The following is a 22,920-nucleotide window of genomic DNA, read 5'->3' as shown; positions in this document are numbered from 1 at the left end:
CCTGTTGTCACTCCGAAGTCGGCGACCCTTGCTTGGGCTGGCATGTGCCATTGCGTTTGAACCAATTGTGCATGAAGTCTACAAGGGCGCGCACCTTGGCGGGCAGGTAGCGGCGATGCGGGTAGACCGCATAGATCCCGCTGCCGGAGGGCATGTAATCCTCGAAGATCGAAATCAGCGCGCCGCTTTCGATATGTCTGCGAGCGACGAAATCCGGCAGCAGGGCGATGCCGAGACCCGATAGCGCGCCACGCAGCGTGGTCTGGGGGCTATTGACCTCCAGCGGCCCGGAAATGTTGACGGTAAAGGCCTCGCCATCCGGCTGGCGCAGGCGCAGGCTGTTGTGTCCGCGCGTGTTGGTATCAATCAGCACCGGCACCTTGGACAGATCCTGCGGATGGGTGAGGGGACCATATTTCTCCAGAAAAACCGGGCTGGCGCAGGCATAGCTTCTGAAATCCGCCAGCTTGCGGGCAATCATCCCCGAATCCTCCAGCTTGGTGACGCGGATCGCCAAGTCGAAGCCTTCCTCGATCAGGTCAACGAATCGGTCCTCGGCAACGATCTCGATGGAAAGATCGGGATGTTGAAGGGCAAAATCGATCAGCGACTGACCAACTTCGGCGTCTGTGAAGCTGCGTGGCACGGTGATGCGAATCTTGCCGCTGATGCCGACATTGTTCTCGCGCACCAGATCGGCCAGATTGTCGATCTCTTTCAGGATGTCGGCAGCGCTACGATAATAGGTGTGACCGGCCTCGGTCATGGAGAACTGCCGTGTGGTGCGGTTTAGAAGCAGCGCCCCCAACTCGTCCTCCAACTCGCGGACATATTTTGACAGCAGCGCCTTGGAGCGCCCGGTCTTGCGGGCGGCGGCAGAAAAGCCTTCCGCTTCAACGACATCGATGAAAGCGCGGATGCGGGTCAGGGTGTCCAAGAGGGCCTCTCAGGGTTGTTTGTATCGGTGGTGAACAATAGTCTCACTTCGTTCAATAATAAAACACATAAAAAAATGAACCGGGCTTGCAAAAACCGCTTGATTATGACGGCGAGTTTTCTTATCTCCGTCTTGCCCAAAGTCGCACGTGCCTGTGGGTGTCCGCCGATCCTCGATGTGGTGAGGAAATCGGTAAGGTACCTGGAATTAACCCCTCCAGTCGTTATCCCGGCCAACCGGGAAATGCGAGGACACCTTGAAGCAACGACGGTGCGGGCCTTTCTAGTCTCTGCCGGCTTTCCATCAGCCGGGGTCACTGAAGAGGCACACCATCATTGCCGGAAGTGCGGTCGGGTTCCCCAACCAATCCATGGCAGACAAAGCGGACTAATGCTCTCAGGCAAGAGGGCGTTGATCCATCGCCCGCGTTAGAGCGTTCGTACGGTACCAGTGTCTCCACCGACTGGTTTCGAGCGAGGTCTCGGCGCACTTTGTCCATCCGGAACTTTTTGGGTTCCGGTAACCTTTTTACTATGGAAGGGATCGCCATGACCACCGCCCGCATCCTCGACTTCATCAATACCCAGCGTCCTGAAGGCCCTTGCCTCGTCGTGGACCTTGATGTCGTGCGCGATAATTATGGCGCATTCCGCCACGCCCTGCCAGACAGCGCCATCTATTATGCCGTCAAGGCAAACCCGGAGCCAGCAATCCTGTCGCTGCTCGCATCGCTCGGCTCCAACTTCGATTGCGCCTCCGTGGCTGAAATCGAAATGGCGCTGGCTGCCGGTGCGACCGCCCAGCGGATTTCGTTTGGCAACACCATCAAGAAGGAACGGGATATTGCCAAGGCTCATGCGCTCGGCATCAACCTGTTTGCCGTCGATAGCCATGAGGAAGTCGAAAAGATCGCCCGTGCCGCACCCGGCGCCCGTGTGTTTTGCCGCGTCTTGACCGATGGTGACGGTGCCGAATGGCCTTTGTCGCGCAAGTTTGGCTGCGTGCCGCAGATGGCCGTCGACGTTCTGGTCTATGCCCACCAGCATGGTCTGGAAAGCTTCGGCGTGTCCTTCCATGTCGGTTCGCAGATGACCAAGGTCGATGCCTGGGATGCAGCGCTGGGCGATGCCAAGCGGGTTTTCGCACAGCTGGCCAAGCAGGGCATCTACCTGCAAATGGTCAACATGGGCGGTGGTTTTCCGACCAAGTACCTGCGCGACATTCCGTCTGCCGAAGCCTATGGCCAGGCCATCAACGCCTCGCTGAAGAAGCATTTCGGCAACAACATTCCGCAGACCATCATCGAGCCCGGTCGCGGCATGGTGGGTAATGCCGGTGTGATCAAGGCAGAAGTGGTGCTGATCTCGAAGAAGTCCGACAATGACGCCCATCGCTGGGTGTTCCTTGATATCGGCAAGTTCGGCGGCCTGGCGGAAACCATGGACGAAGCGATCCGTTACCCGATCCGCACGGCCCATGACGGTGATGAAATGGAGCCTTGCGTGTTGGCTGGCCCGACCTGCGATAGCGCTGATGTCATGTATGAGAAGAACATGTATCCGCTGCCGCTGTCGCTGACCATTGGCGATGACGTGCTGATCGAAGGCACCGGCGCCTATACCACCACCTATTCGGCGGTGGCCTTCAACGGTTTCGAGCCGCTGAAAGCCTATGTGATCTGAACAAGAGTATTTTCGCATTTCCGGGCGCAAAACCGCGCCACACTTTTGCTGGAAATGCTCTATCCTGCCGGCTGAATAGCCCGGCAGGATTGCTCTCTCACCATTTGAACGCTCTTTTGCACAGGAGGTCGCCATGACCGCTGTTATCAACACCGTGCGCGCTTTTTTTGCGCAGCCTGCCTTCAAGATCGATGCTGAAACTCCCGCCGATGTCGTGGCGCGCGAGGCCTTGCTGGACCGCGCCATGGGGCCGGACCGCCGCACGAAGTCGTCTGAAAAGATCCGCCGTGGCCGTGTGCCCGCTGAAGGGCTGGCGCTGGTGGCGCGTGACCGCAAGGGCCATGTAATCGGCACCGTGCGCCTGTGGAATATTGAGGCTGGCGTCAATGCTGAAGGCCAGGTTATCGATGCGCTGCTGCTCGGGCCGTTGGCCGTCGATGCCGCGCATGAAGGCAAGGGCGTTGGCTCGCAGTTGATGCGCGCCGCCCTGATGGAAGCCAAGACCCGTGGTCACGGTGCCGTGCTTCTGGTCGGCGATGCCGCTTACTACGAGCGCTTCGGCTTTTTTGCCGCGAAAACCATGCATCTTGTCATGCCGGGACCGTTTGCCCGCGACCGTTTCCTCGGGCTGGAACTGATCCACGGCTGGCTCGACGGCGCTGTCGGCATGATCTCGGCCTCCGGCCGCAAGCTGACCGCACCGGCCCGTCGCAAGGCGGCATAAGCAGTTTTTGAAATACGTCCTCGGTCCCAGTCACAGTCTGTTCAAGAATTGCTGCTGGCCTGGCGAAAATGGTGATTTCGAGAACCGGAACGGAGCGTACTTAATGTACGTGAGTACAAGCATTTCAGAAAAAGTGCGAAGCGGTTTTTCGTTCGAAAATGCGAATGCATCAGGCAAGCGCAGAAATTGCCATTTGCAGACGGCCAGCGGCGATTATTGGATAGACTGTAAGGCCGAGGATGGTGCGCAGCAATGCAGAGCGGCGGCCTAGCGTTGCTGCGCACCCCATCCATCCGTCAGTGTTTTCAAAAAAGCCACAACATCGCTAATTTCCGTCTCGTTCAATGCGGGCGGTTGGCCGGGTTTGCGGTCCATGGGCGCATCGATCACATCGATATTGCCGCGATAGGCGTCTGGCATGTCGTTGAACTTGTCGATGCTGCCATCCGATTTTTTCGGATAAATGCTGGCCGGATCAGTGTCACGGGCCACATAAAAGCGCGTGGCTTCCTCCAGCGTGCGATAAACGCCATTGTGGAAATAGACGCCGCGCTCGGCGACATTGCGCAGGGTAGGGGTCTTGAACAACCCGCAGTTTTGCGGCTGGGCGGAAAATTCGTCATGGCGCATCGGCCCGCAAATGCCGAGATCGAAATACAGCCTGTCGGAATTGGCGGGAATATCAGAATTGCGCGGCACGCCGAGCGCCTCGAATTCGTAATCGGTAAATGCCGGCATCTGTCCATCGCCGCCCCTCTTGTCCAGGTGGCAGGAGGCACAATTGCCCTTTTTCGGATCGTCGAACAAGGCGAGTCCACGCTGTTCAGCCGGGGTAAGCTGCGCCTGTCCGCGCAGATAGGCATCGTATTTGCTGGAATAAGAATGGAAGGACGGGTCTTCCACCTGATAGCGGGCGAGGGCAAAACCAATCTCCGACAAGGCCATGGATTGGTCCTCGGCGACCTGTTTTCCGAACAGGGCCGTCAGCTGGACGCCATATCCGGCTTTGATTTTGTCATAGAGCGCCTGCGCATCGCTATTGGCCATTTCAAACGGCGACAAAAGCGGCCCCAGCGCCTGGTCTTCCAGACTGTCGGCGCGCCCATCCCAGAACATGCCACCCTGGGGAACGGCATTGTCGGCGGCGGCCACGGCTTTGACGAGAGGTTGGCCAGCGACCGGCCCGGCGATCACCGCAGTTTGCGCGGCAAGTGCCGTGCCGGAAGCTTCGGCCATCGGCGAGGCTTCCTGAGCCTCCTCGGCGGCATTTTCAGCTCCAACCGAGAAGGCAGGCGTTGCGATCTTGTAGGCAAGGCTCGGCACGGGACGGATGCCCGGGATGTTGAGACCGGGTCCGCCCATCTGCACCGCTTGCGTGTTGGCCGGTGCGTAATGATGGGCCGGGTCATGGCACGTGGCGCAGGACATCTTGCCGCTGCCTGACAGGCTCTGGTCGAAAAACAACGCCTTGCCCAATTGTGCGACGGCGCTGAGCTGGACGGGTGCGCCGGTTTGGCCCCGTGTGGGGTTTTCCGACAATGTCTGGGCCGCCCTGCCTAAGCCTGCAAAGCTCAGGCTCAACAGGGCCAACGCCAGCAGCGGCAGGCGGGATTTTTCGTCAAACACTGCCATGAACTGCCGCTCTCGGTTTCCCACTTTTCGGCCCGATTCACTAGCTTTTCAGGCCGGTCTTCGGATCGAGGATCAGCGTATCGCTGCGGGCATGGGACCAATCGAACATGCCATTCAGGGAACCAGCGATGGCATCAAAGGAGCCGCCGCCCAGCCTTTGCCCAGCCATCCAGTTATCTTCGATAAACCGCATGACCGAGGTCTGGTCAGTCAGGGTGTGATCGACATAGTTTTGCTTGGCATAAGGCGAGATCACCAGCAATGGCTGCCGGGTGCCATAGCCGCAACGGCCCTGGACGGGCTGGCCGTTGACGCCGGGCAAGGGCGTTCCGGTGCCGCAGGCCGTGCCGTTCAGCACATCATAGCCTTTGACCTGAATGCTGGACGGATTGACGACGTTATGGGCGTGGTCGTACCAGCCGTCGGAATCGTCATAAAGCAACACCACGGCGGTGTCTTTCCACTCCGGCGATTGCTGGAGTTTGTTGACGATATTGGCAACGAATTCCTGCTCATCAAGCGGATCGGAATAGCCGGCATGGCCGTCCTGATAGGCGGGGGCCTTCAGGAAACTGACGGCGGGCAGAGTGCCGTTGCTCAGAACCGCATAGAAATCATTGATGTCATACTGGTGGTTGGCGCCGCCGTCCTGGCTGGTGCCGATGGCGGCAACCGAACTCGGGCGGATATGCTGGGGATTGGCGGTCGAGGGATAATATTGGAAGGGTTGGTGATGGGGAATGTAATCGACTTCATCGACCTTGGTGATTGCCGATGTCGTCGTGCGCTTGCAACCGGTCGTGCCATTGGGATTGTTGAGCGTCAGGTCGAAACCACCCTCGAAAAAGCCCCAGGTCAGGCCCTTGTCGTTCAGGAGGTCGCCGATATTGCGGCCGGTCATCAGGGCCGTCTGGCCTTTCGAGCAGACGTCGCCGGTGGGGTCGAGGTCGGAAATCATCGTCCAGCCGCCATTGCCATCAGGCACGACTTCGCCCTTGGCGTAGGTGCCGTCCTTTTCCAGCGTGTAACCCGGTGGCAGGGTCATACCATTGGTCTGGCCGGAGACGAGGTTGATGGCGCCGGGGGTCGAGGGGCCGAAATTGGTGGAGAAAGACCGATCGTTCAGGGCAAAGTTCTGAGCGTAGTTCCACAGCGCCGTAACGGTATTGCCGTCATAATAGCCCATGACCTGGCCTTTGGTGCCAAAGGCCCCGGCTGCGCCCTTGGTGCCGCGCCCGGTATTGGCGGGAAACAGGTCCATGGCGAAATTGTCATAGGCGGCCTGTTCGGCGGTGTAGCCATGATTCTGCGAATTGGTCGCGGCCTGGGTGCGATCGAGACGGAACGGGGCCGTGGCATCAGGGCCATTGCCCGGATTGGTCTTGTTCGGATTGACCTCCAGCAGGCCGGCATGGGCCAGCGTATCGATATCGGCAGGCGTCTGCGGCGCAGCGGTAAAGGCAGGCTCACCCTCGACATTGGCAGCTTTTGGATAGGTCGCGAAATAATGGTCGAAGGCGACGTTTTCCTGGAAGATCACCACCAGATGCTTGATCGGCGTTGCCGTATTGACCTCAGCCGCCGCCGAGGCAGTGGGGATGAGACAGAGAGACGCAGACACGAGAATTGAACCGGCACACATGTTTAGCTGCCGAGGGTGAAGTGGCATGACCATATCCTTTACGAGGATCCGCGGTGGGGAAGCTGACATCGGCGGAATGGCAAGACGATAGGAAGCGTTTTTAACAGTTCCGTGACGGAAAATGACGTGGCTCGCTCCAATTGCCGTCCAGGCACTCACAAGTGGGTGATAGGACGCGTCGATGAGAAATAACCCTTCGTAATTTCGGTTGCGCGCGAGCCTGTGAGCGACCTTTTTGGGTCTGGTCGGAGCATCTCTTGCACCAAGGAAAATTGATAGGAATCAAAAACATGATGCATGGAAGCCACACTCAATCCTTGAATACCGGCGGTCTTTCGTAAGGTTGTCTTTTCTTGATTTGTCTCAAGGACGTGGGTGTCCGGTCACCGTTAACAGGTTGCAATGCGGCAGGGGGACCTGCTGATCAATCGATAAAGGAGAGACGACATGTCAACGAACCGCACCCTTGGCTTGATAGCGCTTGCGCCCCTTGCTTTCGCATCGCTGTCCTTGGCGACGCCGATGGCCTCTGCGGCGGATCTGACACCGGCGGCAAGCGCTCCGCAAGCCGAATCGCTGTTGACGCCCTACAGCCCCTGGCAGGTCCGCGCCCGTGCGCTGGCGGTGGTGCCGAATGATGGCGGCTCGGTGGATGGCATTGGCGGCTCCGATCTGTCCTACAGCAACAGCGTCACGCCGGAAGTCGACTTCAGTTATTTCTTCAATCGCAATATCGCTGCCGAACTCATTCTCGGCACGACGTCGGCCAACGTCAATGCCGGTGGCTCGATCGGTAGCCTGGGCAAGCTCGGCAAGGTCTGGATCCTGCCGCCAACGGTGACGCTGCAATATCACTTTACCGATTTCGGCAAGTTCCAGCCCTATATTGGCGCGGGCGTCAACTATACGATGTTCTACAATCAGTCGTCGTCCGGCTCTGCATCCAAGCTCGATGTCAAGAATACGTTCGGTGCCGCCGTGCAGGTCGGTTTCGACTACATGATCAACGACAAATGGGGCGTTAACTTCGACGTCAAGAAATACTATCTGCGCCCGGATTTCGAGGCGGTCGTCGGGGGTTCCAAGGTCAAGGGCACGGCCAAGCTCGATCCATGGCTGATCGGCGCTGGTGTTACCTACCGCTTCTGATCGGCAGGCGAAGAGACTGGAAAATGGCGGCTCTCATGGCCGCCATTTTCCGTTTCGATCTCTCATTTGGCCGCACTCACTCAAGACTGCGGTTTTTTTGCCCTTACGCTGCCCGGGCCACGGGCATGGTCGGTAGCTGGAAGCGGTTGACGAGGGTTACAAGAGAAATGGCGCCGTCGGCCAGCGTCTGACTGATGGCATTGGTTTCTTCGACCATGGCGGCATTCTGCTGGGTCATCTGGTCGAGACTGTTGACCGAACTGCTGATCTGCTGAAGGCCTATAGCCTGTTCTTCCGCCGCCTTGGCGATGGCATCGATGTTATCGTCGATTTTGGTGACAAAGCCGCCGATCTGGGTCAGGGCATCGCCAGCGGTTCCCACCAGCTTCACGCCGCTTGCCACTTCCGTGCTGGAACGATCCACCAGTGTTTTGATCTGCTTGGCAGCGCCCGCCGAGCGCTGGGCAAGTTCACGCACTTCCTGGGCAACCACGGCAAAACCCTTGCCGGCTTCCCCGGCACGCGCAGCTTCCACACCGGCGTTCAGCGCCAGGAGATTGGTCTGGAAGGCGATTTCGTCGATCACGCCGATGATTGTGCCGATTTCACCGGAGACGCTCTCAATCCGCTGCATGGCGGTAATGGCATTGTTCACCACCACATTTGAGGCCGTGGTGCAGTCACGGGCATCTCTCACCAGGCTGCGGGTTTCGCGGGTTCTTGTGGTGGAGGCCTTCACGGTCGAGGCAACCTCTTCGAGAGCTGCGGCGGTTTCTTCAAGGGCGGCGGCCTGTTGCTCGGTGCGCTTGGCCAGGCTGTCGGCGGCGCCGCGCATCTCGCGGCTATTGGTTTGCAGATAACCGGTCTCGTCGAGAACCTGCTTCAGAGTGGTCTGAAGCGTGAGGATGGAGTCGTTGAAATCACGGCGAAGAACGTCGAAATGGGCATCGAATGGCGTGTCGAGCGTGGTGCGCATGTTGCATTCGGCCAACCGATGCAGACCATCGCCAAGCTCTTCGACCACGCGGCGCAGGGCTTGCGCCTCGGCGGCGCGCTCAGTCTCACGCTGCCTGCGCTGCTCTTCCGTGCTGGCGCGGCTGGCATCGGCCTCCTGCTCCAGGCGGCGCTTTTCCAGGCCGGCATCGCGAAAAATTGACAGGGCATGAGCGATTTCGCCGATTTCATCGGTGCGGGTGCCGTAGGGAGGAGGCGTATCGAGATCGCCATGGGCCATGGCGGTCATGGCCGTGGTCATATGGCGCAGCGGCGACAGGGCGCGGCGTTGAACGATGACAATCGAGGCGAGGCTAAGCAGGATCAGTGCGCTTCCTAGCGCATAACTGACGGTTTCGCGCGATGCGGTCTCAGTGGCGGCTTCAGTTTCCCGCAGCTTACCATAGGTATTTCCCATATCGACCAACTGATTGACGGCTGTCTCATGGGTGTGAAACCGTTCCTTCAACTCATTGAGTGCGGCTTTCAGCACGGTCGGATCAGCACCGCTTAGGGCTGGAACGACGGCTTGATCCATTTGTGTCCAGAACGCGTCACCTTTCACCAAAACATCCTGCTGCAACTTGCTGCGCAGAGCATCAGGCAGGGTTGTGCCTTTCCAATAGTCCCGGCGTTCCTGATACTGGCTTTTCAGCAGTTTCAGGCGGTCGATATTGATAGCGGCCATATCCGGCTGAAGCGCTGACTCATTGATCAGGGAATAAGCCTCGACCAGATACAGCGGCGGCGGCAGGATATCGGCGATCAGGTCCTTGCTGTCGACGATCTGCTGATAGATCGGTCCATTGACCTTCAGCCGCTGGAGGGTCTGCATGGCTGTCGCGAGTGTGATGACCACGCCGACGGCAAGGATGACGCCGGAAATGATTACCGTGGAGGATATGCTGAGTTTCATAGTTGTCGTCCGCAGAAAGTGATTTCGGGAGGAGCAGATCACGCGGACGAAAGCGTCGAGGTGATGTGGCCAGATTATGGTCTAAAGTTGAACACATCTGTGGATTTTCAAGGGTGCTTTAAAAAGCATATTTTTTTAGTTTCCGCTTGGTTATGGTTTCCTTAAAATTTGAATCTAGTTGATTTCAAAAATAAAAAACCAGGGAGTTACCCCTGGTTTGCTCGTCATAATTGTTTTTTACTTGGAATCAGCCGGCGATGTCTATCACGCCGCAATCGCCAGCTTCAGATCCGAAGGCCAGCAACTTGCCGCTGGCGCTCCAGCCCATGCTGGTAATAGCGCCTTTGCCCGGACGGCGCAGCAGCGCCTCCTTGCCATCGGCCAGCCGCACCGCCAGCACCATGCCGTCGATATAGCCAATCGCCAGCACCTCTTCTGCAGGATGGAAGGCGACCTGGGTGACCATGATATTGGCGCGTGTGCCCAGCTCTTGCGGGGCCTTGCCCATCGGGCCGTCCTTGGAGGCAAAGGGCCAGACGATCGCGGCGGGTGCGCCGGAAGAGGCGAGCCATTTGCCCTTGGCCGACCAGGAGATCGACTTCACCTTGGCAGGATAGCCGGTCATGCGCATATGGCGGGTATCGCTGCCGGCACCATCCAGCTTCCAGCCATGCAAGGCATTTTCCTGCATGGTGGTGACGACGAAACGGTTGTCGGGTGAAAAGCTGACACCGGTATGGGCACCCTTCCATTCCAGATCGACCGGCTTGCCCTCGGCTGCCGCAAAGCGCAACGTCACGCCATTGTAGCGGGAAATGGCGATGCGCAAGCCCTTGGGGGCAAAGGCCAGACCCTCGACGGAGCGCTCCTCCTCATAGGTTTGCACAGCGCCGCTTGCCAAGCGCACAAAGGCGGATTTGCCATAACCATAGGCAACCGCGCCTTGCGGTCCGGCAGCAACCACGGAAATCCACTTGCGCGGCGCGTGCGCCAGCTCCGTGACAGTGCCATCATGGGCGATGCGCAGCACCTTGCCATCCTCGCCGCCGGTCAAAAGCGTCTGGTTATGGTCGTCCTTGATGGCGGTCAGCAGGCCCGACCCGGTTTCGGTGACCTGCTCACCGCCATCCAGACGGTGAACGGCGCCAGCCGCCGTGACGAAAACCGGAATGTCTCCAAGGAAGGCCGCGATCAGTACGTGGCCTTCCAGATCGAGCGGGGCAACAGTCGGCATCAGGCAGTCTTTCCGGTATGGTTGTCAGGGGTTGGTAGCAGGGAAGGGATAAGCTTCATGCCGCTGCCTCGCAGGCCTTGAAGCTGTTTTCCAGCTTTTCGCGGTCCAGTTCCCGACCAATGAACACCAGGCGGCTTTCATGCTTTTCGCCGTCTTTCCATGGTCGCTGATGGTCGCCCTCGATAATCATGTGAACGCCCTGCACCACATAGCGCTCGGCATCGCCCTTGAAAGCGATGATGCCCTTCAGGCGCAGAATGTTCGGACCATCGGTCTGGGTGACCTTCTGGATCCAGGGGAAGAAGCGATCCGGGTTCATTTCGCCACCGCGCAGCGAAATCGAGGTGACGGTCACATCATGAATTGGCGAGGGGCCATGGTCATGATCGTGGTGATGGTGGTCATGCCCGTGGTCGTGATGATGATGATCGTGTCCATGGTCATGGTCGCAATCGGGGCCGCAGACATGGTCGTCGTCTTCATGGCTCAGGAAGTGCGGATCGTTTTCCAGCGCCCGTTCCAGGTTGAAGGCGCCCTGGTTCAGCACTTTCGACAGGTCCACGCCAGAGCGGGTGGTGGTGTAGATCCGGGCCGAGGGATTGATGGCGCGGACGATATCTTCGATCCGGTGCAGTTCCTCATGGGTGACGAGATCCGCCTTGTTGATAACAACGACATCGGCAAAGGCGATCTGGTCTTCGGCTTCGCGGCTGTCTTTCAGGCGCAGCGGCAGGTGCTTGGCATCGACCAGGGCAACCACTGCATCCAGCTCGGTCTTGGCGCGTACATCGTCATCCATGAAGAAGGTCTGGGCGACAGGCACCGGATCGGCAAGGCCGGTGGTTTCGACAATGATACCGTCGAAACGGTCGGGACGGCGCATCAGGCCTTCGACGACCCGGATCAGATCGCCGCGCACCGTGCAGCAGACGCAGCCATTGTTCATCTCGTAGATTTCTTCGTCCGATTCGACGATCAAATCATTGTCGATGCCGATTTCGCCGAATTCATTGACGATGACAGCGTATTTCTTGCCGTGGTTTTCCGACAGAATCCGGTTGAGAAGCGTGGTCTTGCCCGCGCCGAGATAGCCGGTCAGCACGGTAACGGGTGTGGGTTTTACGGCTGTTTCACTCATGGGAACCTCGATGGTTGGACAACGGCATCACACCGCCCTGTAACTATATTACCCCATATAGGACGAGTGGGATGGCAGTTCAAAGGCTTTCTCGATATCAAAGTCATGGATATCCGACAGCAGCTCCACAAACCCGTGAACGGCATGGGAAAGCAGGCTTTCGCCTTTCTCGGCGGTGGCCACACTGGCATTTCCGGCCACGCCCAGCAGATTGAGGTCCGACATTTTCCAGCCAAAGGCATGAAGACCATAGGCGCGCAAATGGGTGAACCGGGCAGCAAACTCGCTTTGCCTGGATGAGAAATTCTGAGCCTTGTCCATCGCGACCAGGTCTGGACGCAATGCCAGCATGACCGAGGTTTCGATATCGCCGCCATGTATGTCGATAGCCTTGTCTTGCGGCCTTATCAGTCCTTCCGGCTGGCCGAAGCGGGTCCAGCTGGTGGCGACAGCCAGCATATTGAACCGGACCCGTGCCTCGGTGGCGACCACGGTCATCAAGGGCGAATTGCCGCCATGGGCGTTGAGCATCATCAGCTTGCGAATGCCTTGGCGGCTGAGGGCTTCGGCGATGCCGAGCCAGCGCTCCACGGCCTCGTTAAAGGTAAGCGTGCGCGTACAATCGAAATCCATGTGCTCGACGGAATAGCCGACCGGTTCGACGGGCAGGAAGGTGACGGGCAGGGTCGCGGACAATGCTAGGATCAACCGGTCCACAACCCCCTGCGCGATGATCGTGTCTGTCTCGAAGGGCAGATGCGGGCCATGCTGTTCATGGGCGCCGAGCGGCAGGACAGCAATCCAACCTGCCCTGTCGGCAGGCGAAAGAGCAGGATCGTTGCGCTCGAAATGCGGTTCTGGATGGGGCATCTGGTTTACTGGCCTGTTTTTGTCTATGCATCATATGCGTGACATGAGCGCCTGTGACAACAGCACTTTCTTTCGACCGCGGGGGTAGCATGGCTAAAAAAGACAAGTCCGAGAAAAAGAAGAAATCCGGCAAGTCCAAAGACGAGGGGAAACAGGCGAAACTTGGCTTGAGTGGTGAGCTTGGCATGGCGATCACCCAGGCGTCGCGCAGTTTTCGCACGGTGCAGACCCGGCTTTTGACCGGCAGCGGGCTCTATTCCGGTCAGGAGGGCGTGGTGCTGCTGCTGGCTGAGGAGGAAGGGTTGACACCCGGTCTTCTGGCGCAGCGCCTTGGCGTCAAGGCGCCGACCATGACCCGGACCATCGGGCGCATGGAGGCGCAGGGCTTTGTCGAACGGCGCGGCTCGGATGCCGATGGCCGCCAGACAAAGGTTTTCCTGACGCCAATCGGTCGTGCCACAGTGGAAAAGATCGCCGATGCCAATGCGGCGGTGGAGCGCCAGGCGACCCGTGGCCTCAGCAGCAAGCAGGTCAAAGTGCTGATGAAACTGCTTGCCGCCATTGATGCCAACCTGCTTGCGCCCGCGGATGCGACGCGGCCCGACCTTGCTGAAGAACCCTTGGACGACTGATTGTCGGCGACCATTCTTCCGCCCTTGCCATGGCGCGTTCAACGTTTTAATTAAAATGTTTAAATGCGTTGAAGCCGGCCTGTTCACGTCCGGCAGAGGGGGGAGCCGTGGCGCAAAAGATCAAGCTATCGACCATTGCCGAAAGTCTCGGCCTGTCCACCGCCACGGTGTCGCTCGCCTTGCGAGACAGTCCGCTGGTGGCGGCAGATACCCGTGAAAAGATCAAGGACCAGGCCCGGCTGCTTGGCTATATCTATAACCGCCGCGCCGCCAGCCTGCGCACCTCGCGCTCCGGCATTATCGGTGTCGTCGTCCATGACATCATGAATCCGTTTTACGGCGAAATTCTGAAAGCCATTGAAAGCGAGCTGGACCGCAGCCGCCAGACTTTCATTCTGTCCAACCATTACGATTCGGTAGAGAAACAGCGGACCTTCATCGAAACGCTGCTTCAACTGGGCGGTGACGGCGTGATCATGTCGCCTGCCATCGGTTCGCCGCCGGAAGATATCATGCTGGCTGAAGACAACGGCATGCCCGCCATTCTGATTGCCCGCTCCATGGATGGGCTGGCCCTGCCGACCTATCGCGGCGATGACACCTATGGCATTTCGCTGGCCACCAACCACCTGATCGGGCTTGGTCACCGCGTCATCGCCATGGTCGGTGGCACCGATCAAACCTCCACCGGGCGTGACCGTTACCAGGGCTATGTCAACGCCTTGCGTAAGGCGGGCATTGCGGTTGATCCAAATCTGCGCATTCCCGGACCGCGCACCAAGCAGGGCGGTTTCGAGGCGGCGGTGAACTTCCTGTCGCTGCCGCAAAAGCCGACGGCGGCGGTGTGCTGGAACGATCTTGTCGCTATCGGGTTGATGAATGGTGTTTCGCGCGCCGGGCTGGTGCCGGGCCGCGACATATCCGTCACTGGTTACGACGATCTGGAAGAAGCATCGATCGCTACACCGGCACTGACCACGGTCTCAAACGGGCAGGCGGAAGTCGGCAGGCTTGCAGCGCGCGCGCTTCTGGATAAGCTGGCGGGCAGCCATGAGCCGGATGGTATTCACCTGATCAAGCCTGAAATGCGTATCCGCCAATCGACCGGCCCCATTAAACATCGAGACTGATAGAGATTTGATCCCATGACCGATAAGCCCGTTATTCTCATTCCCGGAAAAATTCATCCGCGCGTGCTGGAGCGTTTGCAGCCTGGTTTTGAACTGGTGCAGACCCCGCCCGGCCAACCCGTGAGCTTAAGCGAGACTGATGCCGCCCGCGTGCGGGGCATTGCCATTGCCGGTGCGGTGCCGGGCGCGCTGATCGACAGCCTGCCGAAGCTGGAAATCATCGCCAATTTCGGCGTCGGCTATGATGGGGTAGATGTGGCAAAAGCTGCGTCCAAAAATGTTATCGTTACCAACACGCCTGACGTGCTGGATGATGAAGTTGCTGACACGACGATTGCGCTGCTGCTCAACACAATCAGGCAATTTCATCAGGCGGAAAGCTATCTGCGGGCCGGGCGCTGGCAGAATGAGGGACCGTTTACGCTGTCGCCACTGTCGCTGCGGGGCCGCCATGTCGGGCTTTATGGATTGGGGCGGATCGGCGGTGAAATCGCCAGCCGGTTACAGCCGTTCAAGGTCAAGATCAGCTACCATACCCGCAGCCCCAAGCCCGGTGTACCCTATGATTACCATGCGTCGCTGACGGATCTGGCCCAGGCTGTCGATACGCTGATCTGCATCGTGCCGAAAACGCCGGAAACCCATAAGGCGGTCAATGCCGACGTGCTGAAGGCGCTGGGGCCGAATGGCGTGTTCATCAGCGTCGGGCGTGGCTGGAGCGTCGATGAACCGGCGCTGATCTCAGCCTTGAAGGATGGCACGATTGCCGCTGCCGGGATGGATGTGTTCTACGAGGAACCGAAAGTACCGGCGGAATTCCTTGATCTGCCCAATGTGTCGCTGCTGCCGCATGTTGCCTCCGCCTCGGTGCCAACCCGCAATGCCATGGCCGATCTGGTGGCCGATAACCTGATCAGTTGGTTTGAGAACGGCACGGTCAAGACACCGGTGCCGGAAACGCCTGTCAAAAAATAACCTCAGGCGGCGAGGGATTTCACTGCCGCATACTCCCTTGCCGCCGCCCCGAATGCTTCAAACAGGGCGCGGGACGGGGCATCCGTTTCCGCCCAATATTCCGGGTGCCATTGCACGCCGACAGCAAAGCCCTTGGCATCGATGACCGAGACGGCCTCGATTGTGCCGTCATCAGCCAGCGCTTCGGCCTGGAGCCGAGGGGCGAGATCGGAAATCGCCTGGCGATGCAGGGAGTTGATCTGGATTGTCCCTGCTGTGCCGAGATAGCGGGCGATGCAGGAGCCGTCGCGCACCTCCACCGGCTGGCGGATGGAATAGGCGAGGTCACGGTCATCGGTCGGCGGCTTGCGATGATCCCAGGTACCGGGCTGGTCCTGAATTTCGGAGGCCAGCGTGCCGCCCAGCGCCACGTTCAGCTCCTGAATACCCCGGCAGATCGCCAGCAGCGGTATCCCCCGCTCGATGGCGCGGCGGATCAGCGGCAGCGAAGTTGCGTCACGGGCATGATCGAAGGGGCCGTCGCTATCCCTGGCGTCGTGGCCATAGAGCGAGGGATGGACATTGCTGGGCGAACCGGAAATCACCACGCCATCCACCCGGTCCAGCACCGCCTCAATATCCGCGCCGGTTTCCAGAGCGGGAATAATAACCGGCATGGCCCCGGCCACGGTCAGCGTCGCCTTGACATATTGGTCCAGCACGCAATGCCAATTGGACCCTTCAATGGCACGGAAATCGGCGGGTATGGCGACAAGCGGCTTGGTCATCGATGGCTCCAGAATAGCGGTTCTGAGCATCTGTTTTGCGCCGTTTGCTCTCCAAGTCAACGATAGCGCTCATCTGTCTTCAACTTTAGCCTAAACTGATAAGGCTGCCCGCTTGCCACCGCCCTGGCAACATGATTACCTTCGAATTGCCTTCCTGGAGGGGAATGGTAAGGGGAATCAGCATTCAATCGGGAGGACTCTATGGATCGTCGTGGATTTTTGAAGAAGGCCGGTGTCGCAGGGGCCGGCTCGCTCGGCGCTATTGCCTTGGCGGCACCCGCCATTGCCCAGCAGGCACCGAAAATCAATTGGCGCCTGACCTCGTCCTTCCCCAAATCGCTGGACACGATTTATGGCGGCGCTGAGGATATCGCGGCCCGCGTGGCGGCAGCAACCGATGGCAATTTTACCATCCAGGTGTTTGCGGCAGGCGAAGTGGTGCCGGGCTTGCAGGCTGCCGACGCGGTTGGCGCGGGCACGGTGGAAATGTGCCATACCTGCTCCTATTACTATGTCGGCAAGGACCCAACCTTTGCGATTGGCACCGCCATTCCCTTCGGGCTGAATGCGCGGCTTACCAATGCCTGGTTCTACCAGGGCAATGGCAATACGCTGCTCAACGAATTCTACGCCAAGCACAATCTCTACGGCATGGTGGCTGGCAATACCGGCGCGCAGATGGGCGGCTGGTTCCGCCGCGAAATCAACACCGTCGATGACCTCAAGGGCGTGAAAATGCGCATTGCCGGCCTGGCGGGCAAGGTTCTCGAAAAGCTGGGCGGCGTGCCACAGCAGATTGCTGGCGGTGATATCTACCCGGCGCTGGAAAAAGGCACGATTGATGCCGCCGAATGGATCGGCCCCTATGACGACCACAAGCTCGGCTTCTACAAGGTGGCCAAATATTACTACTACCCCGCCTTCTGGGAGGGTGGCCCGGCCATCCACGCCTTCGTCAATCTCGCCAAATGGAACGAACTGCCGAAATCCTACCAGACCGTGCTTCAGGACGCCTGCGCCTTCGCCAATACCAATATGATGGCGAAATATGACCTGAAGAACCCGGTGGCGATCAAGCAGATCGTTTCGGAAGGCACGACGCTGAAACCGTTCAGCCAGGACATCCTCGACGCCTGCTTCAAGGCCTCCCTGGAAGTTTACGCCGAAATCTCCGCCAAGAACCCGGATTTCAAGAAAGTCTACGAAGATCAGGTCGCCTTCAAGAAGGAAGCCTATCTGTGGATGCAGCTGGCGGAATATACCTATGATACGTTCATGATGATTCAGCAGCGCGGCGGCAAACTGTAACAGTCCGTCCCATAATCGCCGCTGGCCGTCTGCAAATGGCAATTTCTGCGCTTGCCGAGCCTCACGTACGTTAAGTACGCTCCGTTCCGGTTCTCGAAATCACCATTTTCGCCAGGCCAGCTGCAATTCTTGAACAGACTGTAAGCTCGCATACAGGCATAGGCTCAGGGAATGAGAGCCTATGCCACGGCCTTTGCGACCATTTCAGGATATTGGCCAATGACGCGCACATAGGCTATGGCAAAATCTGGAGCCGTGGCACGGGCCTGTTCCCAATCGCGCAGCGTCCCGACCGGGACATGAAACCGGTTTGCGAATTCGCCTTGCGACAGACCAAGTTTCGTTCTGGTCATTCGGATCAGCCGAGCGCGCTGACCCCGATCCATTGCCTCGGGTGTCACATCAAAATCGTTGGGGTCCGCTGCATCAGCAGGGAGAATGATAGGCTCGTTCTTCAACCTTGTTGCTCCTTCTCACCGATATAAACCGCGCCTGATCATCCCGCCAGGTAAAGACGCCTGTAAACAATTTGCCACCGACCATTCCTATCACCTTGAAGCGTTCTTCCCCGTCTTCGGGACGAATGGAGGGCAGGATCAGATGATTATCGTCTTCGAAAATCGTGTTTCCGAAGGACAGTGGCAGCTTGTGCTTCTCTCGGTTTACAGCGTCTTTTTCGGGATCGAATGGCGTATTCATGGCTAAAAGAGTATACGGAAATTCCGTACTATTGCAAAAGAAAATTGATATTCCAGCGCTATATTGGTTGTAGTGCGAAAAATGACACGTTGAGACTTTACATCGACTGTATGGCTTCAATCTCCCACTTCCGGTCGATGATCCCGCGACCTTCGCTGATCGATCACAAATTGCCGAACGCGGGCAAGCGCCTCTGCCGGATCGGATTTGCGATGATATTCTTCAAGGATGATCTGTTCAATCTGCTGCCGGGTTTCGGGGTCTGATTGCTGCGATCTTTCCGCCAGGGATCGGCCCTGTTGCATCAGCGTGCGGCGGGCTTCCTCCAGCCGGTTTTGAAGATCATTGGCGGCATCGATAGCTGTGCTATCGATCATCTCGGACGGTTGCGCGGGGTGCTGTGGCGCCTCCAGCAGATGGTAGGGGCGGGGCAGATCCTGGTGCACCGCCAGCCTATAGCGCAGCAGCAGTGCCAGCGCCCCCATCGCAAACGCCGGTGGCGTGACGATTGCGACCGCCTTGATCCAATCGGACGTGGATTGCCATGTCCTGAAAAGATCGGCCCAGACATTGTAATCGGCCATTGTTCATTCCTCCCGCACTTGTGAGACAAGCGACCACCGGAGGATTTTGCCCTCTGGTGATCGGGGAGGTCGAAAGTCGCAATAGAAACGACCGCCTTGGCCTTTAAGCCGAAGCTCTGGACATACGCCAAGGCCTCCCCGACGCCACAGAATGGTGGTGTGGGGACCATATAGGCATGGTCCACCGCCTCAGCCACAAACCTATGGCTGAGGGGTGTCTTTTAACGACCGACACGGGCCGTCTATTGCGGAGGTTCGACGCTCCAGGATCGGTTCGTTACAACCGATCCTGGGAATGGTCTAGCGCATAACGGGTGGGGAGGGGAAGGGGGAATTTGGGGGGTGATGAAGACTAAGACAGTTCAGCGAGCGTGATCTTTATAACGGGATCGTTGGCGCGCGCATCGGCAATGGCTTTGAGTTCGAGATCGTCCAACCGGTCGATCATGGCTTCATAGGCTGGCGCCGGAACGCAGTAGAAAACAGGCTCATCGCCGTCGAGAATCGCCACTGCGGCCCCGTTTCCCGCCGCGATGGTTGCGAGCGGGTTCTTTTTGAATTCGGATAGGCTGGCTGTGACTTCTACAGAAGCCATCGCGTTAATTCTAATTTTGGGATTATTTATCTCTCACTATCCTTCATTTTTCCCGCATTGGCTACGATGCCTAATAGCTCTTTTTGAACGCTCGCGTTAATTTCTAGTGTTTTGCGTCTTTCCCATTCCATTCGGAAAGTTTCGTATGCGTAATGATTTGTCGGGCTTTTACTGTCCATGTTAATAGCATCTGTTAAATTTGACATGTTTGCAATGCATAATGAATACACAATACCGAAGTTTATGCTACGATCTACATTATCGCTGCTGTAACGAACTTTTGATGTTTTCTTTAGTGTCCATTTTCTTAAGTATTCATCAGTTGTTGATGGCCATTCCGCCTTCCCAGTACGATAAAAGTGGGCGCAGAGTGGGAATAGCAGAGCAATTTCTATGGGCTGCTTGTGTCGCCAGGCAGTTGCAGTAGCATCAATCATATCCATTATATGATTAATCGCTCTCAGGTCGAATTCATAAGCCTCGCAGCCGAGCGTCAGGACTTCGGCAAGCTCATTTTCGGGTGCCCGGATTTTTCCTGCCGGCAGATTGGCACACAGGCTCTCAATAAACGTGCGGGTCGAGGGCTTTTCGAAGACATATGTTCTGTCGAAAAAGCGTTTCAAGTAACGGTATCCGTCGAACCCGCTTCCATACGCTCCCGAGATGCTATGTTGAAGTTGATTTGAATTGGTGCCGAGAACAAACACGACGTCTGATACATCGAAGAGATGCTTGACCCGTTCCAGAAGTTGAACGGCGTAGGTTGGGCGGCATCGATCAAGCTCATCAATCAGAATGAAGAGCGGACTTTTCTTATCATCCGGCAACGATGCCAGGACTTTGCCGAGATTGGCCTTAAAATCGTGGATCGCAGCATCGGTCTGGCTGAAGCCTTTGATGAGGTTTTCAAGGGCGGCGTCAAAAAGCTTTTCCAAATGATCGCCGCCCGCCTTGGCCCCATCTTCAAGCGCTTGTGACATGGTGTCGTCGTCAGTGATGGCCTCCACTATTTCACCGGGGGAAATGCCACTGAGTTTCTTCACGAGGCCTTTTACGATGACGCCCCCTGTCCGCAGAGCAATCGCTCCGCCGCGAGCCTTCGTGGCTTTCCAAACCTTTTCTAATTTTCCAGGTTTGCTCAGATAGGGTTGCAGTGTGCGATCGATGGCGGCCATGATGGCGATGTAGGGATCTTGTGCATGGTCGTCTTTCCATGCATTCACCTGCACAACTAAATGGCCTCTCTCTTCAATATCTTTTGCAAAACGCTCGAGGAAGAAAGTTTTTCCGTCGCCCCAATCCGCGTCAATGTTAATGACATAAGAGCTTGTTTTTCCTTGTTGGTTTCTCTTGCTAACTTGCCCAACCAGGAAATTATAAAGAAACTGTGCGTCCGACCTTCTATCAAGTAGGTCGTCATCCCAGTGACTAATTGTTTCATCCGTCATTTCTTTTGTCACCACTATCTTTTGCGTTCAGCTTGGGGCTGGTTGCAATCCAATAGAGTAATGTGTTCGACCACAAGGGGACGGAATGGTTGTATCTGGGGAAAGCGATTGAAAGTCTGTTCCTCGTGGGATGACGTTAACTCGATTTCTCTTCCACCCCCTCCCGCCGTGACCCCGGCCTTGGCCGCAAAGCATCCAGTGCGTCGGCATTGTCTCTCCCCCAGGCGTAGAGCATCTCGACCGGCTCGATAAACCGGCTGCCGAGTGGGGTCAGTCGGTATTCGACGGCGGGTGGAATGGTGGCCTGGACGTGGCGGGAGATCAGGCCGCTGGCCTCCATATCGCGCAGGGTCTGGGTCAGCATTTTCTTGGAAATACCGGGCAGGCTACGTAGCAGCACGCCGGTGCGGGCCTCGCCTCCATGGCGGGCATGCAGGGTGTGCAGCACCATGCTGGTCCATTTGGTGGAAAACAGTTCGAGTACGCGGCGCGGCGCGCAATCTTCGCGCCACTCAGCTTCGGGCGTTCCTGGGTGCATGGTGGTTACCTCTTGGTGTCTAGGACCGTAAATGGTGCCGTCTTTTTTAAAGGCAAGAGGCGCCTACATCTCTGCCTTCAGATAGAAGGAGCATGAAGATGGTTGGATCAGCATTGGTTGTCGGGGCAAGCGGTATCGTTGGCAGTGCGACGGTGGATCTCCTGTTGGCGAAGGGATGGGCCGTGCATGGACTGGCCCGGTCACCGATTGCCAAAGACGGCGTGCAGCCCGTGGCCGCCGATCTTCAGGATCGTGAGGCGACAGCCCAGGCGCTTTCCGACGTGAAGCCCGACGTGGTGTTCATCTCGACATGGGCGCGCCAGTCAAGCGAGGCGGAAAACATCCGGGTCAATGCGGCCATGGTGCGCAATGTGCTGGATGCGCTCAGTCCAGCCGGGTCCGTCGCTCACGTCGCCTTGGTCACAGGTCTGAAACATTATCTCGGCCCCTTCGAGGCCTATGGCAAGGGTAGGCTGCCGCAGACACCGTTCCGGGAGGATCAGGGCAGGCTGGATGTCGAGAATTTTTACTATGCGCAGGAAGATGAAGTCTTTGCCGCAGCCGGGCGCGACGGATTTTCTTGGAGCGTACATCGCCCCCATACGGTGATCGGCAAGGCAGTTGGCAATGCCATGAACATGGGAACGACGCTTGCCGTCTATGCGACGCTCTGCCGGGAAACCGGGCGGCCCTTCCGGTTCCCCGGCTCTGCCGTTCAATGGAACGGCCTGACGGATATGACTGATGCTGGCGTTCTGGCCGAACAACTGCTCTGGGCCGCAACAACCCCGCAATGCCGCAACCAGGCCTTCAACGTGGTCAATGGCGATATCTTCCGCTGGAGCTGGATGTGGGGCCGGATCGCCAACTGGTTTGGTCTGGAACCTGCTCCGTTCGACGGCACGGTCCTTCCGCTGGAACAGCAGATGGCAGAGGACGCGGCCATCTGGCGGGAACTCGCCGAGCGGCATGGCCTGATCGAAAAAGACCTGTCGCGTCTTGCCTCACCTTGGCATACGGACGCCGATCTTGGACGGCCGATTGAAGTGGTGACCGATATGAGCAAGAGCCGGACAATGGGCTTTGACCGCTACCAGCCCACCGACGAGGCGTTTTTCACCCTGTTTGCGCAATTGCGTGGGGAAAGGCTTATTCCTTAATAGGAATCCGGCAGACTGCTGACAAACCCTGTCTTTATCCTCGACGTCATGCTCGGCCTTGTGCCGAGCATCTAAGCACGTTGATTTAATCAACAACGTCAATGGCTTATTCAGAGACGGTAGATCCTCGGGACAAGCCCGAGGATGACGAAATGCCGAGTCCGGGT

The 22,920-nt window shown here is 57.8% G+C and carries 22 protein-coding genes; 8 read left to right on the top strand and 14 right to left on the bottom strand.

The window, feature by feature from the left end:
* Nucleotides 1–7: 7 nt before the first annotated feature.
* Complete coding sequence (locus FS819_RS13065) at nt 8–937, bottom strand: LysR family transcriptional regulator (protein ID WP_156551038.1); 930 nt, start codon at nt 935–937, stop codon at nt 8–10.
* Nucleotides 938–1,485: 548 nt separating this feature from the next.
* Between FS819_RS13065 and odc2 the strand changes: the two genes are divergently transcribed.
* Both odc2 and FS819_RS13055 read left to right on the top strand, forming a co-directional pair.
* Nucleotides 1,486–2,619, top strand: coding sequence for an ornithine/lysine decarboxylase (odc2, locus tag FS819_RS13060; protein WP_070167004.1), 1,134 nt, complete (start codon nt 1,486–1,488; stop codon nt 2,617–2,619).
* A gap of 133 nt (nt 2,620–2,752) precedes the next feature.
* Nucleotides 2,753–3,343 carry a GNAT family N-acetyltransferase gene (locus tag FS819_RS13055; protein WP_060718310.1) on the top strand — a complete coding sequence of 197 codons (591 nt, stop codon included), beginning with the start codon at nt 2,753–2,755 and terminating at the stop codon, nt 3,341–3,343.
* Nucleotides 3,344–3,610: 267 nt separating this feature from the next.
* Here the strand turns inward: FS819_RS13055 and FS819_RS13050 are convergent, their stop codons facing one another.
* Nucleotides 3,611–4,975 carry a cytochrome-c peroxidase gene (locus tag FS819_RS13050; RefSeq protein WP_156551037.1) on the bottom strand — a complete coding sequence of 455 codons (1,365 nt, stop codon included), beginning with the start codon at nt 4,973–4,975 and terminating at the stop codon, nt 3,611–3,613.
* A gap of 40 nt (nt 4,976–5,015) precedes the next feature.
* Complete coding sequence (locus tag FS819_RS13045; RefSeq protein ID WP_156551036.1) at nt 5,016–6,644, bottom strand: phospholipase C; 1,629 nt, start codon at nt 6,642–6,644, stop codon at nt 5,016–5,018.
* 420 nt (nt 6,645–7,064) lie between these two features.
* Between FS819_RS13045 and FS819_RS13040 the strand changes: the two genes are divergently transcribed.
* Nucleotides 7,065–7,766, top strand: coding sequence for an OmpW/AlkL family protein (locus tag FS819_RS13040; RefSeq protein WP_156551035.1), 702 nt, complete (start codon nt 7,065–7,067; stop codon nt 7,764–7,766).
* 103 nt (nt 7,767–7,869) lie between these two features.
* On the opposite strand, the gene FS819_RS13035 is transcribed toward FS819_RS13040, so the two are convergent.
* The 4 genes from FS819_RS13035 to FS819_RS13020 form a co-directional block, all read right to left on the bottom strand.
* Nucleotides 7,870–9,675 carry a methyl-accepting chemotaxis protein gene (locus tag FS819_RS13035; RefSeq protein WP_156551034.1) on the bottom strand — a complete coding sequence of 602 codons (1,806 nt, stop codon included), beginning with the start codon at nt 9,673–9,675 and terminating at the stop codon, nt 7,870–7,872.
* A gap of 247 nt (nt 9,676–9,922) precedes the next feature.
* Nucleotides 9,923–10,909, bottom strand: coding sequence for a WD40 repeat domain-containing protein (locus tag FS819_RS13030; RefSeq protein WP_156551033.1), 987 nt, complete (start codon nt 10,907–10,909; stop codon nt 9,923–9,925).
* Between the two features lie 55 nt (nt 10,910–10,964).
* Nucleotides 10,965–12,047, bottom strand: coding sequence for a CobW family GTP-binding protein (locus FS819_RS13025; protein WP_156551032.1), 1,083 nt, complete (start codon nt 12,045–12,047; stop codon nt 10,965–10,967).
* Between the two features lie 48 nt (nt 12,048–12,095).
* Complete coding sequence (locus FS819_RS13020) at nt 12,096–12,917, bottom strand: creatininase family protein (RefSeq protein WP_156551031.1); 822 nt, start codon at nt 12,915–12,917, stop codon at nt 12,096–12,098.
* A gap of 89 nt (nt 12,918–13,006) precedes the next feature.
* On the opposite strand from FS819_RS13020, the gene FS819_RS13015 reads away from it, so the two are divergent.
* The 3 genes from FS819_RS13015 to FS819_RS13005 all read left to right on the top strand — a co-directional run bounded on the left by FS819_RS13015 (nt 13,007) and on the right by FS819_RS13005 (nt 15,654).
* Nucleotides 13,007–13,549, top strand: coding sequence for a MarR family winged helix-turn-helix transcriptional regulator (locus FS819_RS13015; protein ID WP_156551030.1), 543 nt, complete (start codon nt 13,007–13,009; stop codon nt 13,547–13,549).
* 107 nt (nt 13,550–13,656) lie between these two features.
* On the top strand, nt 13,657–14,679 hold the full coding sequence (locus FS819_RS13010; RefSeq protein WP_070153515.1) for a LacI family DNA-binding transcriptional regulator: 1,023 nt from the start codon (nt 13,657–13,659) through the stop codon (nt 14,677–14,679).
* 15 nt (nt 14,680–14,694) lie between these two features.
* Nucleotides 14,695–15,654 carry a 2-hydroxyacid dehydrogenase gene (locus FS819_RS13005; protein WP_156551028.1) on the top strand — a complete coding sequence of 320 codons (960 nt, stop codon included), beginning with the start codon at nt 14,695–14,697 and terminating at the stop codon, nt 15,652–15,654.
* A gap of 2 nt (nt 15,655–15,656) precedes the next feature.
* Here FS819_RS13005 and FS819_RS13000 read toward each other — a convergent pair whose 3' ends face one another.
* A complete protein-coding gene (locus tag FS819_RS13000; RefSeq protein WP_156551027.1) occupies nt 15,657–16,421 on the bottom strand; it encodes a gamma-glutamyl-gamma-aminobutyrate hydrolase family protein in 765 nt (254 codons plus the stop codon).
* A gap of 201 nt (nt 16,422–16,622) precedes the next feature.
* Between FS819_RS13000 and FS819_RS12995 the strand changes: the two genes are divergently transcribed.
* Nucleotides 16,623–17,729 carry a TRAP transporter substrate-binding protein gene (locus tag FS819_RS12995; protein WP_156551026.1) on the top strand — a complete coding sequence of 369 codons (1,107 nt, stop codon included), beginning with the start codon at nt 16,623–16,625 and terminating at the stop codon, nt 17,727–17,729.
* A gap of 179 nt (nt 17,730–17,908) precedes the next feature.
* On the opposite strand, the gene FS819_RS12990 is transcribed toward FS819_RS12995, so the two are convergent.
* The 6 genes from FS819_RS12990 to FS819_RS12965 form a co-directional block, all read right to left on the bottom strand.
* On the bottom strand, nt 17,909–18,082 hold the full coding sequence (locus FS819_RS12990; RefSeq protein ID WP_234624500.1) for a helix-turn-helix domain-containing protein: 174 nt from the start codon (nt 18,080–18,082) through the stop codon (nt 17,909–17,911).
* A gap of 73 nt (nt 18,083–18,155) precedes the next feature.
* Nucleotides 18,156–18,428 carry a BrnT family toxin gene (locus tag FS819_RS12985; RefSeq protein ID WP_156551024.1) on the bottom strand — a complete coding sequence of 91 codons (273 nt, stop codon included), beginning with the start codon at nt 18,426–18,428 and terminating at the stop codon, nt 18,156–18,158.
* 116 nt (nt 18,429–18,544) lie between these two features.
* Nucleotides 18,545–19,012 (bottom strand): protein kinase, encoded by a 468-nt coding sequence (locus FS819_RS12980; protein WP_156551023.1) that lies wholly within the window; start codon nt 19,010–19,012, stop codon nt 18,545–18,547.
* Between the two features lie 352 nt (nt 19,013–19,364).
* A complete protein-coding gene (locus tag FS819_RS12975) occupies nt 19,365–19,607 on the bottom strand; it encodes a type II toxin-antitoxin system Phd/YefM family antitoxin (RefSeq protein ID WP_156551010.1) in 243 nt (80 codons plus the stop codon).
* A gap of 26 nt (nt 19,608–19,633) precedes the next feature.
* Nucleotides 19,634–21,055, bottom strand: a complete 1,422-nt coding sequence (locus FS819_RS12970; RefSeq protein WP_156551009.1) for a KAP family P-loop NTPase fold protein — start codon at nt 21,053–21,055, stop codon at nt 19,634–19,636.
* Nucleotides 21,056–21,191: 136 nt separating this feature from the next.
* Nucleotides 21,192–21,593, bottom strand: coding sequence for a winged helix-turn-helix transcriptional regulator (locus tag FS819_RS12965; protein WP_156551008.1), 402 nt, complete (start codon nt 21,591–21,593; stop codon nt 21,192–21,194).
* Between the two features lie 98 nt (nt 21,594–21,691).
* Here FS819_RS12965 and FS819_RS12960 point away from each other — a divergent pair, with 98 nt between their 5' ends.
* Entirely contained in the window at nt 21,692–22,753 is a 1,062-nt protein-coding gene (locus FS819_RS12960; RefSeq protein WP_156551007.1) for an SDR family oxidoreductase, read from the top strand.
* The last annotated feature ends 167 nt before the right edge of the window (nt 22,754–22,920 follow it).

Origin of the sequence: Allorhizobium sp. Av2, from assembly GCF_021462805.2 — a bacterium.
GTDB lineage: Bacteria > Pseudomonadota > Alphaproteobacteria > Rhizobiales > Rhizobiaceae > Allorhizobium > Allorhizobium vitis_G.
This window is presented reverse-complemented; position numbering and strand designations above follow the sequence as displayed.

What these genes read in the sequence shown, in the direction of transcription:
- FS819_RS12985 (WP_156551024.1), bottom strand. Translation starts at nt 18,428, where the DNA reads ATGAATACGCCATTCGATCCCGAAAAAGACGCTGTAAACCGAGAGAAG.
- FS819_RS12995 (WP_156551026.1), top strand. Translation starts at nt 16,623, where the DNA reads ATGGATCGTCGTGGATTTTTGAAGAAGGCCGGTGTCGCAGGGGCCGGC.
- FS819_RS13050 (WP_156551037.1), bottom strand. Translation starts at nt 4,975, where the DNA reads ATGGCAGTGTTTGACGAAAAATCCCGCCTGCCGCTGCTGGCGTTGGCC.
- FS819_RS12975 (WP_156551010.1), bottom strand. Translation starts at nt 19,607, where the DNA reads ATGGCTTCTGTAGAAGTCACAGCCAGCCTATCCGAATTCAAAAAGAAC.
- FS819_RS13040 (WP_156551035.1), top strand. Translation starts at nt 7,065, where the DNA reads ATGTCAACGAACCGCACCCTTGGCTTGATAGCGCTTGCGCCCCTTGCT.
- FS819_RS13015 (WP_156551030.1), top strand. Translation starts at nt 13,007, where the DNA reads ATGGCTAAAAAAGACAAGTCCGAGAAAAAGAAGAAATCCGGCAAGTCC.
- odc2 (WP_070167004.1), top strand. Translation starts at nt 1,486, where the DNA reads ATGACCACCGCCCGCATCCTCGACTTCATCAATACCCAGCGTCCTGAA.
- FS819_RS12980 (WP_156551023.1), bottom strand. Translation starts at nt 19,012, where the DNA reads ATGGCCGATTACAATGTCTGGGCCGATCTTTTCAGGACATGGCAATCC.
- FS819_RS13025 (WP_156551032.1), bottom strand. Translation starts at nt 12,047, where the DNA reads ATGAGTGAAACAGCCGTAAAACCCACACCCGTTACCGTGCTGACCGGC.
- FS819_RS13020 (WP_156551031.1), bottom strand. Translation starts at nt 12,917, where the DNA reads ATGCCCCATCCAGAACCGCATTTCGAGCGCAACGATCCTGCTCTTTCG.
- FS819_RS12965 (WP_156551008.1), bottom strand. Translation starts at nt 21,593, where the DNA reads ATGCACCCAGGAACGCCCGAAGCTGAGTGGCGCGAAGATTGCGCGCCG.
- FS819_RS13045 (WP_156551036.1), bottom strand. Translation starts at nt 6,644, where the DNA reads ATGCCACTTCACCCTCGGCAGCTAAACATGTGTGCCGGTTCAATTCTC.
- FS819_RS12970 (WP_156551009.1), bottom strand. Translation starts at nt 21,055, where the DNA reads ATGACGGATGAAACAATTAGTCACTGGGATGACGACCTACTTGATAGA.
- FS819_RS13035 (WP_156551034.1), bottom strand. Translation starts at nt 9,675, where the DNA reads ATGAAACTCAGCATATCCTCCACGGTAATCATTTCCGGCGTCATCCTT.
- FS819_RS13000 (WP_156551027.1), bottom strand. Translation starts at nt 16,421, where the DNA reads ATGACCAAGCCGCTTGTCGCCATACCCGCCGATTTCCGTGCCATTGAA.
- FS819_RS13030 (WP_156551033.1), bottom strand. Translation starts at nt 10,909, where the DNA reads ATGCCGACTGTTGCCCCGCTCGATCTGGAAGGCCACGTACTGATCGCG.
- FS819_RS13005 (WP_156551028.1), top strand. Translation starts at nt 14,695, where the DNA reads ATGACCGATAAGCCCGTTATTCTCATTCCCGGAAAAATTCATCCGCGC.
- FS819_RS13055 (WP_060718310.1), top strand. Translation starts at nt 2,753, where the DNA reads ATGACCGCTGTTATCAACACCGTGCGCGCTTTTTTTGCGCAGCCTGCC.
- FS819_RS12990 (WP_234624500.1), bottom strand. Translation starts at nt 18,082, where the DNA reads ATGACCAGAACGAAACTTGGTCTGTCGCAAGGCGAATTCGCAAACCGG.
- FS819_RS12960 (WP_156551007.1), top strand. Translation starts at nt 21,692, where the DNA reads ATGGTTGGATCAGCATTGGTTGTCGGGGCAAGCGGTATCGTTGGCAGT.